Origin of the sequence: Austwickia chelonae, from assembly GCF_003391095.1 — a bacterium.
Classification (GTDB): domain Bacteria; phylum Actinomycetota; class Actinomycetes; order Actinomycetales; family Dermatophilaceae; genus Austwickia; species Austwickia chelonae_A.
In genome coordinates, this window is the sequence record NZ_CP031447.1 from 1037270 (window position 1) to 1055463 (window position 18194).

An 18194-nucleotide genomic window follows, 5' to 3' on the forward strand; every position below is an offset into this window, starting at 1 on the left:
TCTGCCGAAAGCGGCTGTGGGGGAGCCAAGATCGGAAGAAAGGCTCCCATGGCCAGAAGAGTCAGGGGGAAAGCGGCGGAGGGCACCTGCCAAGGGTGGCCGACATCCGACCACTTCCGGCCTTCTCAGCGGTCGCATGTGGATGGTGTCGGCGGCACCCGAGGGTTGTGGGTCAGGATCTCAGCTATGCAGGGTCCTGAGTCGACGCGCCGCTTCGATGAGGACGTCCTCGCGTTTGCAGTAGGCGAATCGAACCAGGCTGGAGTACGGCCCCGGCTGGTCACAGAAAGCAGTCACCGGGATCCCCACCACGCCACAACGGGCAGGAAGTTCTTGACAGAAGGTGGACGCGTCGGTGACTCCGAGGGGGGCGGCGTCGGCCAACAGGAAGTAGGTTCCTTGACCGCCACAGACGGTGAAACCCGCATCGAGGAGTCCTTCGGTGAGGATGTCGCGTCGCTTGCGCATACTCGAGGTGAGTTCGTCGAAGAGTTCGTCGTCCTGCCGGAGACCCGCGGCCACCGCAGGTTGGAAGGGCGCCCCGCCGGAGAAGGACAGGTACTGCTTGACGGTGGCTGCCGCAGCGATACCCTCTGCAGATCCGGTGATCCAACCGACCTTCCATCCGGTGACCGAGAAGGTTTTTCCCGCCGAGGAAAGGGTCAGGACCTGGTCACTCAGTGCGGACAGCTCCGGCAAGGTGCGAGTAAGTGAGGCCAAAGGGAGGTGGCGGGCGTCGTCGTAGACGAGGTGTTCGTAGACCTCGTCGGTGATCACCCAGCAGCCTGTTTCGAGGGCTACCTTGCCGATGAGTGTTAGTTCTTCTGCGGTGAAGACCTTTCCGGTGGGATTGTGCGGTGTGTTCACCACGATGGCGCGGGTACGAGGGCCGACCGCTGCTCGTAGGTCCGATTCTTCCAGGTGTAGATCGGGACCGCGCAAGGGAACGGTCCGACGACGGCCGCCGGCCAGGGCGACTGCGGCAGCGTAGGCGTCGTAGAAGGGTTCGATGAGGACGACTTCGTCTCCTGGCTCGCAGAGTGCATTGAGGCAGACGGAGAGGCCTTCGGTGGCACCCGCGGTGACGAGGACCTCGCTGTCGGGGTCGACATGCAGGCCATAGAAGCGTTGCTGGTGTTCGGCGATGGCTTCACGCAACGTCGCGCTTCCGCGTAATGCAGGGTATTGGTTGTGTCCGTCCTGCAGGGCTTGTGCCGCAGCACACAGGATGTGCGAGGGGCCGTCGGTATCGGGAAAACCCTGCCCCAGGTTGACGGCTCCATGGCGGGCGGCCAGGTCGCTCATGACGGTGAAGATCGTCGTACCGAACTCGCGCATACGGGATGTCAGGGGAGCGGTCATGCGCACAATGTATCCAGCGCTTTCGTGGAGGCACGATCGGCATCCACGGAGGGGACGGCCCTGCTGAGGAACCTTGGGTGAACGTCCGGCGGTGGATTCGTCGTGGACCCGGGAACGGCCGTAAGATGGAAGCACCGTCTCGGCTGACCGAGATGGAATTCGCGCGTACGCCGTTCCGGATGTGAAGGTCTTTGACCTCACAAAGGGGATGCTCCGTCGCAGTCCGGGTCGTTAGCTTTTCCGCACTTGCGGCTTGTCGACCCGGTGGCAGGGCATCGCGTACGCCAGGCACGACAATCGCAAACCCGCGGTCGTCGTGGACAACTGGAACTCATGAGGGGAGACCTCGGCATGGCCGTCGTCACCATGCGCCAGCTCCTTGAGAGCGGCGTCCACTTCGGACACCAGACGCGTCGCTGGAATCCGAAGATGAAGCGCTTCATCATGGCGGAGCGCAACGGGATTTACATCATTGACCTGCAGCAGTCGTTGACCTACATCAACGACGCCTTCGAGTTCGTCAAGCAGACGGTCTCCCACGGCGGCACCATCCTGTTCGTCGGGACCAAGAAGCAGGCGCAGGAACCGATCGCCGAGCAGGCGACCCGGGTCGGTATGCCTTACGTGAACCACCGCTGGCTCGGCGGAATGCTCACCAACTTCAACACCGTCCACAAGCGCCTCGCGCGTCTGAAGGAGCTCGAGGAGATCGACTTCGACGACGTGGCTGGCAGCGGCCGCACGAAGAAGGAACTCCTGGTTCTGCGCCGGGAGAAGGAGAAGCTGGAGCGCACCCTCGGCGGTATCCGCGACATGCAGAAGGTTCCCTCTGCGGTGTGGATCGTCGACACCAAGAAGGAGCACCTCGCGGTCACCGAGGCGCGCAAGCTGCGACTTCCGGTCATCGCGATTCTCGACACCAACTGCGACCCCGACGAGGTCGACTACAAGATCCCGGGCAACGACGACGCCATCCGCTCGGTCACCCTGCTGACCCGTGTGATCGCCGATGCCGTGGCCGAGGGCCTGATCGCTCGTAGCCAGGGACGTGGAGAGGGCGCAGGCGCTGCTGCTGAGGAGCCCATGGCCGAGTGGGAGCGCGAGCTTCTGTCCGGTGAATCTGCTGCTCCTGCTGCTGAGACTCCGGCCGCTGAAGTTGTGGCTGAGGCCGCGCCTGTCGCCGAGGAAGCCCCTCAGGCCTGAGGCGCAGCCTGTCGTTCCAGACTTCCGCATCGAACAGATAGGGATATCGCATGGCGAACTACACCGCCGCTGACATCAAGGCCCTCCGCGAGGCCACCGGTGCCGGCATGATGGACGTCAAGAAAGCTCTCGACGAGGCCGACGGCGACGCGGCCAAAGCCACTGAGCTGCTGCGCGTCAAGGGTCTCAAAGGCGTGACCAAGCGTGAAGGCCGCTCTGCCAGCAACGGCTTGGTCACCGCTCATGTTGACGGAGGCCTCGGCGTCATGGTCGAGGTTAACTGCGAGACCGACTTCGTGGCCAAGGGCGAGAAGTTCATCGCGCTGGCTCAGACCGTTCTCGACCAGGCTGTCAAATCCGGGGCCACCTCTTCTGAAGAGCTTCTGGCCAGCGAGATCGATGGCAAATCGGTCAAGGTCGTCCTCGACGAGGCCAATGCCACCATCGGCGAGAAGATCGAGGTGCGTCACATGGCGCGCATCGAAGGTGCCAAGGTCGTCTCCTACTTGCACAAGACCAGCCCTGACCTGCCTGCGCAGATCGGTGTGCTGTTCGCTTACGACGGAGACGACGTCGCGGCGAAGGATGTGGCTATGCACATCGCCGCTTTCTCCCCGACGGTGTTCACCCGCGAGGAGATCCCCGCCGAGACGGTGGAGAACGAGCGTCGTATCGCCGAGGCCACGGCCAAGGAGGAGGGCAAGCCAGAAGCGGCTCTTCCCCGTATCGTCGAAGGCCGAGTCAACGGCTTCTTCGCTGAGAACGTGCTCTTGGAGCAGAAGTTCGCGAAGGACCAGAAGAAGACCGTTCAGCAGGTTCTTAAGGAAGCGGGCACCGAGGCCAAGGGCTTCGCGCGCATCCGCGTCGGCCAGTGAGCTGACTCTGCTTCACGCGGGGCCGGTTCCTCTCCCCCTCCGGGGAAAGGCACCGGCCCCGTTGTCATGTCCGGCTCAGGCTTGACGGAGAACAGCGACGAGGAAGCCGTCTTCCGGGGTGAACGGACGCAGATCCCACGTGGACAGCAGCAAGTCCTCGGCGAGCCCAGCTGAATCGACGTCACTGCGGAATTCTTCGAAGGAATAACCGCGGCCTGCTCCGAAACCAAGGATCACCCGGCCGCCATCGCGCAGGTGCAGGCCGAATCGGCGCAGCACCTCCCCTCGAGTGCTGGGTGCGAGGAAAGTCATCACATTCCCAGCGCAGACGATGACGTCGAATCCCTCAGCGATGCCCTGCGCGGGAAGATCCAGCAGGGAGAGGTCGCCGACGAGCCATGTAGCACCCGGATGATCCTCCTGAGCAGCTTCGATCAGGACTGGATCAACATCCACACCGACCACCTCGTGGCCACGCTCATGGAGTGCGCTACCTACACGACCTGGCCCACAACCAGCGTCCAGGACTCGTGCGCCACGGGGGATCATCGCGTCAACGAGGCGCGCCTCGCCCGCGAGATCGTCCCCTCGGCGGGCCATAGTGCGGAATCGCTCGATGTACCAATGTGAATGGTGTGGATTTTCGGCGACGATACGTTCCCAGTTGCTTGGCTCGCGGTTCACGCGTTCTCCTCCAGATTGGATGATGCTCAATGACCACCGTAAGGGCAGGTGAGCACTCCACCAGGATCGACTACTGCCGCCTCGACTCGTGAGGCGGTCGGGGCGGTTGGGCGTGGTGACACGCCTCTCCAGTACAGGAGCGGACGACTTGGCGCGGCTGGGGCAGCCTGTGGGAGGATCGGGTGACCGCATCCGCCCCCACCAGGGAGACGACTTTGAGCACGGTACCTGCCCCGGAGAATGACCAGCGCGACTACCAGCGGGTGCTGCTGAAGCTCTCGGGAGAGGCTTTTGGGGGCGGGCAGATCGGGGTCGATCCGGATATCGTCCGTGGGATCGCTAAACAGATCGCTGACGCTGCACGCACTGGGATCCAGGTTGCGATCGTCGTCGGTGGCGGTAATTTCTTCCGCGGCGCAGAACTGCAGCAGCGGGGTATGGACAGAGCCCGCGCGGATTACATCGGCATGCTGGGCACGGTGATGAACTGCCTGGCCTTGCAGGACTTCCTGGAGAAACAGGGGATCGACACGAGGGTGCAGACCGCGATCACGATGGGGCAGGTCGCCGAGCCGTACATTCCTCGACGTGCGATGCGGCACCTCGAGAAGGGGCGCGTGGTCATCTTCGGTGCAGGCGCAGGGATGCCCTATTTCTCCACCGACACGGTGTCAGCTCAGCGGGCGTTGGAATGTCGTTGTGATGCGGTCCTGATGAGTAAGAACGGTGTCGACGGTGTCTACGACGCAGATCCCCGGATCGACTCCCAGGCGCGCAAACTTGAGCGAGTCAGCTATGGGCAGGCGTTGTCCGAGGGCCTCAAGGTGGTGGACGCAGCTGCCTTCAGCCTGTGCATGGAGAACCGGCTTCCCATGATCGTGTTCGGGATGCAGGGAGAGGAAACTATCCGGCGTGCTCTGACCGGAGAGCGCATCGGCACGGAGGTGTACTCGGCTTAACTCCATCCCGGGTGGGGCAAGAAGCCTGTGCTGGACGGCGCCTGCTCCGCCGATCGATCTTCCGACACACCGTATGGGCCGCGGTGTGCAGCGGAGTCTGACACGATGGGCCCCACTACACCACCGCACCGGATGCGTACCGCCGAGCCTCAGCAGCCGGCACACCAGGACAGGAGCAGTCATGCTGGACGAGATCATGTTCGAGGCCGAGGAGAAGATGGAGAAGGCGATCGAGGTCACCAAGGAGGACTTCGCCGGTATCCGGACAGGCCGGGCCAATGCAGGGATGTTTACCAAGCTCCTGGTGGACTACTACGGGGCACCGACGCCGATGCAGCAGCTCGCCAGTTTCCAGACGCCGGAAGCCCGGACGATGCTGATCACTCCGTTCGACAAGAGCGCGATGGCTGCTATCGAGAAAGCTATCCGTGATTCGGAACTAGGCGTGAACCCGAGCAACGACGGTAACGCGATCCGTTGTGTCTTCCCTGAGCTCACTCAGGAGCGGCGCAAGGAGTACATCAAGATGGCGCACCGCAAGGGGGAGGACGCCAAGGTCTCGATGCGCAACGTGCGACGTCACGCAAAGGATGCGATCGACAAGCTGATCAAGGACGGCGAAGTCGGCGAAGACGAGGGCATGCGTGCGGAGAAGGAACTGGACGCCACCACCAAGAAGCACACCGAACTCGTCGACACCTTGTTGAAGGGCAAGGAAGCCGAACTGCTCGAGGTCTGACCTCGATCAGTTCGCGGAGAGCCCACGACGAGCGAATGTCTACACCTCCCCTACCTGCCATGACCAAGGAGTCACAGGTCAAAACACCCAAGGCCGGGCGAAATCTGCCTGTGGCTATCGGGGTCGGAGTGTGCCTGGGCGCACTCATTATCGCTAGCTTGGTGCTTGTCCCCTGGGGGTGGGTGCTGCTCTACACGGTGGCACTCACCATCGGGATTTTCGAGCTGCGTCGAGGATTTGCTGCTAGCAAAGTGCACCTTCCTGTAGCACCTTGCCTGGTGGCAACGGTCTCGATGGGGCCTGCGGCCTATCTCGGCGGAGCTGGGGCGTTGTTGCTCACCATGGCGGCGACGCTGCTGCTGATCGTTCTCTGGCGTGCTGCCAGAGGGCTGGACGGCGCCGCGCGTGACGTGAGTGCAGGAGCCTTCGTCGTGGGGTATGCGCCTTTTCAGGCAGCATTCACCGCGTTGATGCTGACTGAACCAGACGGCGTCCGGCGGATCGTGGTCTTCGTTCTCGTCACGATCGCCAGCGATATCGGAGGCTATGCGGTCGGCGTAGTGGCAGGAAAGCACCCGATGGCGCCATCGGTCAGCCCGAAGAAGTCCTGGGAAGGATTTGCCGGGTCGGCGTTGGCCTGTGTGCTGACCGGTGGAGTGACAGTTCCGCTCGTTCTCGGCGGGCCCTGGTGGGCGGGGGCATTGATGGGTTTCGTGATTGTCTGGCTGGCCACCCTGGGCGACCTGGTGGAGTCCATGATCAAGCGTGACCTGGGGATCAAGGATCTGGGACGGATCCTTCCTGGCCACGGAGGGATCATGGACCGGATCGACAGTCTGCTGGTCGTCGCTCCAGCCGCCTGGCTGATGATGTCCTGGATCATCCCGTCGGCCTGATCCGTACGTTTTCCGGGGTACTGAGGATCAGTCGTCTCCGACGAGCAGGCTGAGGGCAGGGGGGATAACGATCTGGGACTTCTCCCGTTCTTGGCCAGAGAGCTGATCCCACTGGTCGTACTGGGGCCCATGCACCCAGTAGACCTTGGAGCTGACCGGGCCTTCACCGTTCTCGTGCCATTGGATTGCGTACCGGCTCATGTCGGTCAATACCGAGAGGGACGTTGGACCGTCGAAAGCGCGGTAGACCAGACGGGATTGGTCCGGCATCGCCACGGCGATCCCCCTCGCGGGATCATGCCCGGGGGAGAGCCGTGATACGACGGAGGACAGGACGAGAGCCAGGCTGGCCGCAGATTCCCCGCCCGGCCTCCGCACTACGGTGAAGCCGGTGTGAGCGGAACCCGGGACCAATTCCTGCTCGAGCTCCTGATCGAGTGAGCTGCGAAGGTTCTCCTTGCCGAGAGAGACCATCTCTGCAGTGCTTCCTACACCGGCTAACTCGTGGCTGGTCGGGATGATGACCCTCCCGTCGAGTTCTACAGTGAGGACTTCCACCACCGCAGGCATGACCGCACGTAGATGGGGAAGGCCGGAGACGGTGAGCAGGCTGTCCAACCCGACCACGCGTAGTCGTAGCGCGGCTTGGATCTGCTCGACACTCACGTCGAGGGCGTGCGCGACGAAACGATGGGCATGTTCCTCCTCGGTCGGGAGCTGAGCGAGCAAGGGGGAGGGCTCGGTGATCCTGGTCTCGGCTGCGGGCCTCTCCGGTGAGGATTCGACAGCACCGGCCAGGCAGGCAGCGGGTCCAGGAACCGGTTCAGGAACGGGGACGGAGTCTCCGCTTAGCAGCCGTCGCAAGGCATTTCGCCACGCCATCGATGTACCCCTCTCCACAGTGCCGCCAGAATAGATGTCTGACCAGTGTCCTGAGAGACTGGGGGCATCATGTCATCGCCAGCTCATCCTCCAGCGCACACGGATGTCCTCCCCCGAGGACGCCGTGATGCCTCCGCCATGTCCAAGGCTGACACACGCTCATCGACGGCTCCCGAGCGGGTGCGCGTCGAGCTGCAGAAGCGCCGACCCGGTCCCGGGCAGGTGACTTTCTCCGAACCAGGCAACCCGATGCCGCCGACGCACTTGGCAGATCTCGATATGCCGGGCCGAATTGCCGCTGTGAAAGCGCTGGGACAGCAAGGCTTTCGAGCGAAACAGTTGTCCACTCACTACTTCGGTCACCTGGCCACCGACCCCGCCGAGATGACGGATCTGCCCAAGAAGGGCCGCGAAGAATTGATCTCGGCGCTGATGCCATCCCTGATGACGCCGGTACGGACCCTGTCGGCTGACAACGGAGCCACCTTGAAACTGGTCTGGCGCCTGCACGACGGTGCTCTGGTCGAATCAGTGTTGATGAGGTACCCCCAACGCGTGACGATGTGTATCTCGAGCCAAGCCGGATGCGGAATGAACTGTCCTTTCTGCGCGACCGGTCAGGAAGGATTCACCCGCAACCTGTCCACCGCAGAGATGGTTGAGCAGGTGGTCGCCGGTGCTCGGATGCTGCGTTCGGGAGAACTGGCCGGGGGGACGGCGGACGAGGACGATACCGCGAGTGCGCTGCGGGTCAGCAATGTGGTGTTCATGGGTATGGGTGAAGCCCTGGTCAATTACCGCAGGGCTGTTGCTGCTATCCGCAGGCTCGTCGATCCGGCGCCGGATGGATTGGGAATGTCGGCTCGGGGCATCACGATGTCCACGGTTGGTCTGGTCCCGGGTATTGACAGGCTTGCCGGGGAAGGACTCCCTGTCACCTTGGCCTTGTCCTTGCACGCGCCGGACGATGAGCTCCGTGATGAGCTGGTGCCGATCAACTTGCGCTACAAGGTGGATGAGGCGTTGGACGCTGCATATCGGTACTTCGAGGCGACCGGTCGGCGGGTCTCCATCGAGTACGCACTGATCCGGGACATCAACGATCATGCGTGGCGGGCAGACCTCCTCGGGGAGAAGCTCGCAGCCCGGGGCAGAGGGTGGGTGCATGTCAATCCGATCCCGTTGAACCCGACCCCTGGCTCCAAGTGGACGGCTTCCCGTCCGGGAGTCGAACAGCAATTTGTCGAGCGACTCCGAGCACACGGGATCCCGACGACCGTGCGCGACACCCGAGGCAGCGATATCGATGGTGCTTGCGGGCAGCTCGCTGCGGCAACAGCCTGAACAAGGACGACTCGGGTCGGGAGCTGCCGAGGAGATCTGAGGCTCCCGACCCGTCCGGCTTATCGAGTGGCGTCGAACTCTTCCCTGGTGGCATAGGACGACTGAGTGCCACGGCGGGTCACGCTGTCTGCGGCATAGGAAGTGGCTTCGTGCAGAGCACAGCTGATGTCGCTGGTCCGGACGAAGGCTTCAGCGAAACAACCGATGAAGGCATCTCCGGCTCCGGTGGAGTCGACGGCGTCGACCCGGCGCGGTGCGATCAGCTCGGTCGACTCCGAAGCCACCCACAAGGCTCCTCGTTCCCCGAGGGTGACGATCACGTGCGGGCATCCCTTGTCGGACAAGACGCGCGCGGCTGAGGTGATCTCCTCGATGGTGCCGACCGGCATCCCGGTCAGTAGATGGAGTTCGCTCTCATTGGGCATGAAGAACTCACATCGGGCGACAGCTTCGTCGTCCAGGTCGGCTGTGGCTGGGGCAGGGTTGAGCAGTACCGGGATACCGAGCCGACAGCCCAGGTCGATCGCGGCGTAGACGGTGGGCAGTGGTATCTCAAGCTGCAGGACGATCAGTCGGCAGCCGGAGATGGCTTCAGCGGCTGCTTCTAGGTCTTGCGGGGTGAGTAGGTCGTTGGCTCCTGGGATGATCAGGATCCGGTTGGTGCCATCAGGCTCAACGAAGATAGGAGCGACTCCGCTGGTCCCGGTGGTGGTCAGGACGAAAGTGGTGTCTACACCGTTCGCGGCGAGATTGGCGACGGTGTTCGGGCCGAACTGGTCGTCACCGACGCGGGTCACCATCATGACTTCGGCGCCGAGTCTGGCTGCGGCGACAGCCTGATTGGCGCCTTTCCCACCGCAGCCCACTTGGAAGTCCGGTGCTCGTAACGTCTCGCCGGTTTGGGGCATGCGGTCCACATAGGAGATCAGGTCGACCATGTTCGACCCGATGACGGCGATATCCATCCCTGGTTCCTTAGTTGTGAGGGTTCTGTGCTGAGGCCTGGGGGCAGGACAGGCCGGTGGTCACGGTGAACGAGCGAGTTTTCCCTGCACCGAGTTCGATGAGTGTTCCCGCCCGTCGGGCTGCTTCACGGCCTTCCGGTCGGCTGGTGCCGGGGAGGACGAAAGCGGCGACTCGTTGATCGGCGTTGTGCAGGATCCACCGAGTGGCTACCGGGAAATCAGCGGTGGCGAAGGAGGTGACGAAGGTGTGTCCGTCGGGAGAGCGCAACTCGAAGCATGCCTCGGGGCCGAATCTGGCCAAGTCATCGGCGAAGTAGACAATCTCGGGGTCGCACAGGTCTGGTTTGTCGAGGGTGTCCAATCGCAGACGCCCGGCCAGGATGTCGGCAGTGAAGGATTCCCAGGCAGGGGTGGGGTGTACGTGGGCGGGAACACTTTCACGCAGATGCCAGGCCTCGTCCGGGATGGACTGGGCGAAGGCGGCGTCAGGTAGATAGGCGTGGTTCATGTGGCACATGTACTGCAATGGCATGGCTTGGCCGGCGGAGAGGTTGGTCACCTCCATCGTGATGTCGAAGACAGGACTTCCTGCAGTCAGGACGATTCCGGGACGGGCACGGTAGTGGTGGCCGAACCCTTGTACGTATTCGTAGTGCCCGCCGATGATGAGCGTGTCCTCGTGGATGGTCACCCAGCAGCTGTCCATCGGGGCACAAGCCATCTCGCCGTGCAGGGGGTGGTCGTCCTCCGACGCGGGGCAGCCTCCGGCCAGGAGGCCGGAGTGGAAGGAGAAACAGCCGTAGGTGTCGACGATGACTTCTGCTGGTCGGGGTGCATCGAACATGTCGTCCATGCCCAGATCGATTCCGTCGACATGGGCTTCCCAGATCATCTGTCCCAGATAGGGGAGGACCTCCAGCTCGACCCGGTCGCTGACGACCTTCAAACCGGCGACACCGGTCGAGTAGCGGAAGGTGGTCACGGTGAAGGGACCGGCCTGGACGAGCTCGCGGGATGTTTCGCCGAAGTCCTGGGGGCGCAGATGAACTGTGGTTCCGAAGGGTGTGGTCATGCCGGTGACTCCGTTCGTGCGGTGCGCTTCTGATCGATGAAGTAGAGGCCTACGGCGGCGAAGCAGGCCAGGCAGACGGCGAAGGACAGCTGTAGGGAGCTGAGGTCGGAGATCTTGCCCTGCACGATCGGGATGACGGCTCCACCGATGATTGACATGACGATGACGGCTCCACCGGTTTCGGTGTGTCGTTTGTCGGTGATGGTGTCGAGGGTGCGGGCGTAGATGGTGGCCCAGCAGGGCCCGAACAGGCCGCTGACGAGGACGCAGGCGTAGACCGCGGTCATATTGGGCACGAGCACGACGTAGAGCAGGGTCGCGCAGCCGAGGACCGAGTATCCGACCAGGACATTGTCGGCGCTGAAGCGCGTCATGCAGAGGTTGGCAAGGAATTTTCCGACGAAGAAGGCGACGAAGGACCACACCATGTAGGTCGAGGCTGCACGCTCGTTGATCGACCCGTCCAAGGTCAGCGCCAGACGGATGGTGAACGACCAGACAGCGGTCTGCATGCCGACGTACAGGAATTGTGCGGCGATTCCTTTGAGGAAGGCCGTGTTACCGAGCAGATACCGCAGGGTCTCTGCGATTCCGGCCTGAGTATGAGTGTTCGGATCACTCTTCGGCTTGCAGGCAGGGAACTGGGTGATGGCGACGAGGAGGAGCATCACGACCAACACCATGATGATGTATTTGTACGGCAGCAAAGTGCGTTGGAGCAGTTCGGCGGCGAACTGGCGTTTGGCTTCGTCGGTGAGAGCGCCCATCTGGTCACCGAGTCGGTCGCCGTCGGTGAAGATCAGGTATTTGCCCAGCAGGATGCCGAAGATCGAGCCGAGTGGGTAGAAGGTCTGACTGATGTTCAGCCTGAGGGTGGAGTACTTACGCGGGCCGATCATCGAGCTGTAGGTGTTGCAGCTGGTCTCCAGGAAGCTCAGGCCGACGGCGATGGCGAAGAGTGCCACCAGGAAGACGCTGTAGGTGGCGACATGGCTGGCGGGGAAGAAAAGCGTGCACCCGATGATGTAGCAGGTCAGGCCGATGAGGATGGCGGCTTTGTAGGAGCTCTTCTTGATCACGCGGGAAGCTGGGATGGCGATGACGAAGTAGCCGCCGTAGAAAGCGCTCTGCACGAAGGCGGAGGCGAAGTCACTCAGTTCGAAGACGGTTTTGAACTGAGTGATGAGGATGTCGTTCAAGCTGGCGGCCACGCCCCACAGGGGGAAGCAGATCGAGAGCAGGATGTATTGGTAGACAGGGGTTTTGTCGAGATACCCGTCGTCCTGCTGTACCGAGTGGTCACGGAGCAGTGCGGTGGCCATCATGCACCGTCCGGTGAGGGGAGGGCGGGCGGTGTGCTGGGGCCCGTGTGGTCGAACCGCGGCCTGGTGGCGTCGGGTGCCAGGAGGGAGCGGTCGAGGGGCGATGACGTCGTCATGGCGTTCAACCTCCGTTGGGATCGGTCCGACCCTACGACGGAGGTGAACCCTTGTAAAGGTTCTCTTTTTACATCTGTTCCACTCTCTTCCAATCAGCAGTTCACGTGCCCTGGAAGGAGAATCATCGACTCAAGTCGCGAGCAATCTGGTCGCGGTGAAACGATCGGTCACCAGCTCGGTGGCATAACCGGCGCGGAGTGCCACGCGGACCCCCTCCACCCGCTCCCGCCCCCCGGCGACCAGAAGGCGGTGTTGTTTAGTCCGTAGCTCCTCCAAGCCGATTCCTACCGTGCGCGCGTCCAGCTCGGGGTCGCAAACGGTTCCTTGGCCATCCAGGAAGCGGGAGCAGATGTCGCCGACAGCGTGTTTCATCACCCGGCGTTGTTCTGCTGCCGAAAGGTAGCCCAGCTCGAAGATCAAGGAGTCGGCGGAGACGGCGCCGACGGTGAAGACCGCGATATTTGCCTCACGGCCCAGCTCGATCACCCGTCGGATATGTCTCTCCTGCTCGACCAGTCGTTTGACCTCCAAACTGTCGAAGATGGCCGGCAACGGGAGGAACCGCATGAAGGCGTCGAAAGCCTTCGCGAAGAGTTGGATGGTCTCCACGTCCTGCGAACCAGGGGAACTCTGGCTCATGCCGCCCTTCAGCTGGATCACCTCCACCCCGCGCACATCCTTGTGCTGCAGGTGGCGGGCTACCGAGTAGAGCGTGCGCCCCCAGGTGACCCCGAGCAGATCTCCGTCCTGAACCAGGTCGCCGAGAACCCGGGCTCCCGTCCGGCCGAGTGATTCGCGCACCATGTCGGCCTGCTCGGTCGGAGGTGAGGCCACGTGCACTGCGCGCAGCCCGTACTCTGCGCGCAGAGCGTCTCCCAGGTCATTCGCGCTCTCCCGTGGATCATTGATGACGATCTCGACGTAACCCTGATCCTTGGCGAACTGGATGAGCTTGGAGACCGTGGGGCGGGAGACCCCGAGAGTCTGGGCGACCTCACCCTGGCTCATGCCTCGCTCGTAGTACAGGCGTACTGCGTCGATGGACTGCGCGTCCCGGCTGCCCAATGTCATGGCTGTTCTACCCTCCGAGTCGTCACATGCAGGCCTCCAGCATGTCGATTCGGAGCGGCCATGTCCTGGTGGCGCGCGGAATTCGGCTGTGTCCTGCTCAGGCCGCGGCGTCCCCGGCGGCCCGCGCGCGTCGAAGTCCCAGCGTACTCAGCAGGAACATCACGGCAGCGCCGGCAAAGCAGACATACGAGGCGATCTGTGCGATTTTACCCATGGTTCCGAATGCATAGGCAGTGAGCAGCATGCTGCGCAGGGTGTCGCCCATGAAGAGGGTCTGGCGCAGCTCGCCGAGCTTCTTGGTCTCTTCGGTGTCGGCGCGCGCTGGGTCCTTCGATGCCGCCATGAATTCACCGCTGACTTCGTTGTAGGTCTTCCCCTTGGCGGCGGTGTCCAGGTGCACCTGGATGTAATGGTCGGCGAAGGCTTTGGCCTTGTCTCCGCTGTCCATGGTGGTGCCGGCGTACTTTTCAAGATGAGGCTTGATCTTCGGGTCTTCGATCGCCTTGCCCGAGGGCATGGTGATCCGTTGTGCTGCCAGTTGGCTGCTGACCTGAGAGTTGGCGAAGTGCGAGGCCCAGGTGAGAAGTCCGCCGACGACAAGAAGAAGTGCGGCGATTCCAACGCCGGTGAGGGCGAGGAATCGATTGAAGGATGTACGAGTCATTGGGCGGCCTCCTGGGCGGCATTCTTCGTGGAAACACGGCGCTTGTGCGCGAGGTGATGTTTCACCGACTCGAGATTAGGTGACTCGTCACCTGTTGTCGACGGCAGGGGGTGTGTATCCGTCGCAGCAGGACGTTCGTCCAGGTCGGGGCGATGCCGGACGAGAGGAGCAGGGAGGGTGCGAGTCGCCGCTCAATGAGTGAAAAACGAAGCAGTCATGCGAAGTCGTATCCGTCCTGTGTCGATTTCGTAACCGGATTGAGGACTGTGATTTGTCAGACTGGAATGGCGTCAAAGGATCTATGCGGTGGTGCGGAACGCCGGAAGCCGACCCTGGCCAGGGGAGGGCGAAGGGCGAACAGGGCCAAGTTTTGTCCGTAGAACCGCGAGTTTCTCGATTGCTCAATCGTTGTGGCGGCTTCGTCATGGCGACCGGAGGCCACGGTGCCGCCCGCCGGCTTGTAGGGGGCAGGTGGGAAAGGCAGCGTGAGGCGCCGAGCGCGAAGGGCCTCGGCGTGCACAGGGGAGCGCCGACGCGGGATTGTAGGGGTCCCGCGTCGGCGCGGCCATTTTCCAGCAGAGACCACCTGTCCGATGTCGGACGTCGTCCTCTGCAGAAGAAGGGCTTCTGCTGAAATTCGACTTGCTGCCTGATATATCACTGCCTGGGTGGCATCCGCGTCAAGGTCCTGTCCATGATCGCTGCCACCAGCGGACTCAAGTTGCTCCCGCTGGGCGACGAGCAGCCAGCCGTCGACCGCGAACTGGCAACCGCCCGTCGAAGGGCGGGGAGTCGCCGGAATTTCCCGCCGCGCAACAAGGCCCGACAGCTCCCCAGACGCCAGGATGACTCCCATGAGCAATGGCGCTTACGCGAAGATCCACCGGGCCAGCGCGACCGACCCCGCAGCCTTCTGGGCCGGGGCCGCCGAGGTCGTCGACTGGATCAGGAAACCGACGCGGGTCCTGGACGACTCGCGGCCGCCGTTCTACCGCTGGTTCCCCGACGGCACCCTCAATACCTGCTACAACGCCCTCGACCGGCACGTGATCGTCGGACGTGGTGAGCAGGTGGCCGTCTACTACGAGAGTCCGGTGACCGGGACTGGCACCCAGTACACCTACGCGCAGACGCTGGAGAAGGTCGCCAAGTTCGCAGGGGCGCTGCGCAGCCTCGGTGTGGTGAAGGGGGACCGGGTCGTCATCTACATGCCGATGGTTCCCGAAGCCGTCATCGCCATGCTGGCCTGTGCGCGACTCGGCGCGGTCCATTCGGTGGTCTTCGGTGGCTTCGCCCCGGCCGAACTCGCCGCCCGGATCGAGGACGCCGCGCCGAAGGTCGTCGTCGCTGCGAGCTGCGGCATCGAGCCGACCCGGACGATTCCCTACAAGCCTTTCCTGGACGCGGCGATCGAGCGCAGCAGCCACAAGCCCGACCACGTGGTGATGCTCCAGCGCGAACAGCTCACCGCCGAGATGGGCGAACGCGACATCGACTGGACCGCGCTCATGGCCTCGGACGCGATCCAGCCCGCCGAGTGCGTGGAAGTCGCCGCGACCGACCCGCTCTACGTCCTGTACACCTCCGGAACCACCGGCAGACCGAAGGGCATTGTGCGTGACAACGGCGGCCACGCCGTCGCGCTGACCTGGTCGCTGCCCAACCTGTACGGCGTCCGCGCAGGTGAGGTCTTCTGGGCCGCCAGCGACGTGGGCTGGGTGGTCGGGCACTCCTATATCGCCTACGCCCCGCTGCTCACCGGAGCGAGCACCGTCGTCTACGAGGGCAAACCGATCGGCACCCCCGATGCCGGTGCCTTCTGGCGGGTCGTGGAGAAATACAAGGTGGCTGCGCTGTTCACGGCTCCGACCGCGATCCGTGCCATCAAGAAGGAGGATCCGCAAGCAGCCGAACTGGCCAAGTACGACATCAGCTCGCTGCGCAGGCTCTTCCTCGCCGGTGAGCGGCTCGACCCGGACACCTACCATTGGGCCGCCGACTATCTCGGCATCCCCGTCATCGACAACTGGTGGCAGACCGAGACAGGATGGCCGATCGCCACCAACCCGGTCGGGATCGAGGAACTGCCCGTGAAACCGGGCTCGCCGACGGTGCCCACTCCCGGGTACGACGTCCAGGTCCTCGACGACCAGGGTCGACCGGTCGCCGCGGGGGTCGAAGGGTCGATCGCGATCAAGCTGCCGATGCCGCCAGGCACGCTGCCGACCCTGTGGCAGGACGACGACCGCTATGTCAGCAGCTATCTGTCGGCCTACGAGGGCTATTACCTCACCGGCGACGGCGGCTATCTCGACGCGGACGGCTATGTCTACGTGATGGGCCGTACCGACGACGTGCTCAACGTGGCGGGACACCGGCTGTCGACGGGCTCCATCGAGGCGGCGCTCGCAGGTCACCCGCAGGTCGCCGAGTGCGCGGTGATCGGCGTGGCCGACCAGATGAAGGGTCAGGTCCCTCGGGCGTTCGTCGTGCTCAAGGCCGGGGTCGAGGTGACCGATCCCCAGGTCGCACAGCGGTTGAAGCAGGAGCTCGTGCAGCGGGTGCGCGACGAGGTCGGCGCGGTGGCGGCGCTCAAGCTGATCGACGTCGTCGTCGCCTTGCCCAAGACCCGCTCGGGCAAGATCCTGCGCAAGACGATGCGTCAGATCGCCGACGGTCAGGAGGCCCAGGTGCCGAGCACGATCGAGGACGTGGGCGTGCTCGACACCCTGCGCCCGGTGCTGCGCCCGGGACGGGGTGCAGGCGAGTAGGGCCGGGCGCGGGACCGACCAAGGGCGGGTGTGGTGGGCAGACATCGCACCCGCCCCTGTCGTGCGCCGGTGGCAGTTTCCGGAGCAGGCCAGGGAGGAAGACGACTTAAGTAGGTAGTTGTCCTGACTAGATCGCTATACGATCTAGTCATGTCCGACTCCCGTACGGCGAGCCCATCTCGCGCCGTCGACCCCTGGCCGACCGAGTGGATGCGCGGGGCGCTCGAAGTATGCGTGCTCGCGGCCCTGGCCCCCGCGCCGACATACGGCTATGCGATCGCCACCGACCTCGAGAAGGCCGGGCTGGGACAGATCAAGGGCGGCACGCTCTACCCGCTGCTCGGGAGGTTGGAGGCCGCCGGCCTCGTCGACGTCGAATGGCAGGCAGGGGAATCCGGCCCGGGCCGCAAGTACTACGCCCTGAACGACGCCGGTCGGGAGCACCTGACCTCGCGACGCGCCCACTGGCGCCGGTTCACCGACGTCACCCGGAATTTCATAGAGGAAGGACCACGGAGATGATCGGCAGCAGGAAGTCCCTCGCCCAGACCTATCCACACGTCGATCCCCGCTGGATGGAGGACCTCCTCCTGTCCCTGCGGCTGCGTGAACTCTCGGGTAGGCGCATCGGCGAGGTGATGGCTGAAGCGAACGCGCATTGCGAAGCCTCCGGAGAGGACGCCCGCGAGGCCTTCGGCGCCCCCGAGGAGTACGCGAAGAGCCTCGATTTCCCCGGCCAACAGCGAGCCGCCAGGCGGGTAGAGTCCTCCGACCTGTGGTGGGGTGGGGCCATGGTCCTCGGCGGTGCTCTTGCCTCCTGGGGCGGCTCGGCCGCGGTGCAGGGTCAACCGATGACCCTGCACCTCGGGCACCTCGGCACGGTGGCATTGCTCGTCGGCCTCTTCGCAGTGGTCGTCCATCGGCTCGAATGGGTTCTCACCCATCTGGTGGCGGTCATGGTGTTCAACGGCCTCGCGACAGCGGCCATGGTCGGGCTCCTGCTCTGGAAAGGGCCCAAAGTGCTTTCGGTGTCCTCGGTAGGTGCGCTCGTCCTCGGCTACGTCGTGCTGATCGTGGGCGCAACGCTGAAGACCCGATCACTGATGAAGGTCGGCGACGACATCGTCATCATCCCCGGGCAGGAGACCGCAATGGGCGAGCGTCGACGCGCAGCGGCGCTCGGGGTCGCCGGCGTCTGGATGCCACCCCTGGTGCTCGCCGCTTTCCTACTGATGCAAGGGGGCGTGCATATCTGAACGCGAGCCGTG

Annotated in this window: 17 protein-coding genes; 9 read left to right on the plus strand and 8 right to left on the minus strand. The window is 63.7% G+C overall.

Annotated features, from left to right (window positions below):
* Nucleotides 1-180: 180 nt before the first annotated feature.
* On the minus strand, nucleotides 181-1362 hold the full coding sequence (locus DX923_RS04575) for an aminotransferase class I/II-fold pyridoxal phosphate-dependent enzyme (protein WP_116113020.1): 1182 nt from the start codon (nucleotides 1360-1362) through the stop codon (nucleotides 181-183).
* A gap of 351 nt (nucleotides 1363-1713) precedes the next feature.
* Between DX923_RS04575 and rpsB the strand changes: the two genes are divergently transcribed.
* A complete protein-coding gene (rpsB, locus tag DX923_RS04580) occupies nucleotides 1714-2565 on the plus strand; it encodes a 30S ribosomal protein S2 (RefSeq protein WP_116116156.1) in 852 nt (283 codons plus the stop codon).
* Nucleotides 2566-2615: 50 nt separating this feature from the next.
* Nucleotides 2616-3440, plus strand: coding sequence for a translation elongation factor Ts (gene tsf, locus DX923_RS04585; RefSeq protein ID WP_116113022.1), 825 nt, complete (start codon nucleotides 2616-2618; stop codon nucleotides 3438-3440).
* A gap of 75 nt (nucleotides 3441-3515) precedes the next feature.
* Here the strand turns inward: tsf and DX923_RS04590 are convergent, their stop codons facing one another.
* A complete protein-coding gene (locus tag DX923_RS04590; protein WP_205413105.1) occupies nucleotides 3516-4124 on the minus strand; it encodes a class I SAM-dependent methyltransferase in 609 nt (202 codons plus the stop codon).
* 215 nt (nucleotides 4125-4339) lie between these two features.
* Between DX923_RS04590 and pyrH the strand changes: the two genes are divergently transcribed.
* The 3 genes from pyrH (at nucleotide 4340) to DX923_RS04605 (ending at nucleotide 6718) form a co-directional block, all read left to right on the plus strand.
* Nucleotides 4340-5083, plus strand: coding sequence for a UMP kinase (gene pyrH, locus DX923_RS04595; RefSeq protein WP_116116158.1), 744 nt, complete (start codon nucleotides 4340-4342; stop codon nucleotides 5081-5083).
* Between the two features lie 181 nt (nucleotides 5084-5264).
* A complete protein-coding gene (gene frr, locus DX923_RS04600; RefSeq protein ID WP_116113024.1) occupies nucleotides 5265-5822 on the plus strand; it encodes a ribosome recycling factor in 558 nt (185 codons plus the stop codon).
* A gap of 59 nt (nucleotides 5823-5881) precedes the next feature.
* On the plus strand, nucleotides 5882-6718 hold the full coding sequence (locus DX923_RS04605) for a phosphatidate cytidylyltransferase (RefSeq protein ID WP_116113026.1): 837 nt from the start codon (nucleotides 5882-5884) through the stop codon (nucleotides 6716-6718).
* A gap of 27 nt (nucleotides 6719-6745) precedes the next feature.
* Here the strand turns inward: DX923_RS04605 and DX923_RS04610 are convergent, their stop codons facing one another.
* Nucleotides 6746-7600 carry a hypothetical protein gene (locus DX923_RS04610; protein ID WP_116113027.1) on the minus strand — a complete coding sequence of 285 codons (855 nt, stop codon included), beginning with the start codon at nucleotides 7598-7600 and terminating at the stop codon, nucleotides 6746-6748.
* A 138-nt stretch (nucleotides 7601-7738) separates the two neighbouring features.
* Between DX923_RS04610 and rlmN the strand changes: the two genes are divergently transcribed.
* The gene (rlmN, locus tag DX923_RS04615) at nucleotides 7739-8944 is read left to right on the plus strand and encodes a 23S rRNA (adenine(2503)-C(2))-methyltransferase RlmN (protein WP_116113029.1); all 1206 of its coding nucleotides are present in this window, start codon (nucleotides 7739-7741) and stop codon (nucleotides 8942-8944) included.
* Between the two features lie 59 nt (nucleotides 8945-9003).
* Here the strand turns inward: rlmN and rbsK are convergent, their stop codons facing one another.
* The 5 genes from rbsK to DX923_RS04640 form a co-directional block, all read right to left on the minus strand.
* Nucleotides 9004-9909: a ribokinase gene (gene rbsK, locus DX923_RS04620; protein ID WP_116113031.1), complete on the minus strand. Its 906-nt coding sequence runs from the start codon at nucleotides 9907-9909 to the stop codon at nucleotides 9004-9006.
* A 10-nt stretch (nucleotides 9910-9919) separates the two neighbouring features.
* Complete coding sequence (locus tag DX923_RS04625) at nucleotides 9920-10981, minus strand: aldose 1-epimerase family protein (RefSeq protein ID WP_116113032.1); 1062 nt, start codon at nucleotides 10979-10981, stop codon at nucleotides 9920-9922.
* Entirely contained in the window at nucleotides 10978-12306 is a 1329-nt protein-coding gene (gene fucP, locus DX923_RS04630) for an L-fucose:H+ symporter permease (RefSeq protein ID WP_240322741.1), read from the minus strand. The genes DX923_RS04625 and fucP overlap by 4 nt, the downstream gene beginning before the upstream one ends.
* 243 nt (nucleotides 12307-12549) lie before the next feature.
* On the minus strand, nucleotides 12550-13491 hold the full coding sequence (locus DX923_RS04635) for a sugar-binding transcriptional regulator (protein WP_116113034.1): 942 nt from the start codon (nucleotides 13489-13491) through the stop codon (nucleotides 12550-12552).
* Nucleotides 13492-13588: 97 nt separating this feature from the next.
* The gene (locus DX923_RS04640; protein WP_116113036.1) at nucleotides 13589-14155 is read right to left on the minus strand and encodes a hypothetical protein; all 567 of its coding nucleotides are present in this window, start codon (nucleotides 14153-14155) and stop codon (nucleotides 13589-13591) included.
* A gap of 854 nt (nucleotides 14156-15009) precedes the next feature.
* Between DX923_RS04640 and DX923_RS04645 the strand changes: the two genes are divergently transcribed.
* From DX923_RS04645 to DX923_RS04655, 3 genes are all read left to right on the plus strand, one after another.
* Entirely contained in the window at nucleotides 15010-16926 is a 1917-nt protein-coding gene (locus DX923_RS04645) for a propionyl-CoA synthetase (protein ID WP_116113038.1), read from the plus strand.
* 150 nt (nucleotides 16927-17076) lie between these two features.
* Complete coding sequence (locus tag DX923_RS04650) at nucleotides 17077-17448, plus strand: PadR family transcriptional regulator (protein ID WP_116113039.1); 372 nt, start codon at nucleotides 17077-17079, stop codon at nucleotides 17446-17448.
* Entirely contained in the window at nucleotides 17445-18182 is a 738-nt protein-coding gene (locus tag DX923_RS04655; protein WP_116113041.1) for a hypothetical protein, read from the plus strand. Before DX923_RS04650 ends, DX923_RS04655 begins: the two co-directional genes overlap by 4 nt.
* Nucleotides 18183-18194: the final 12 nt, after the last annotated feature.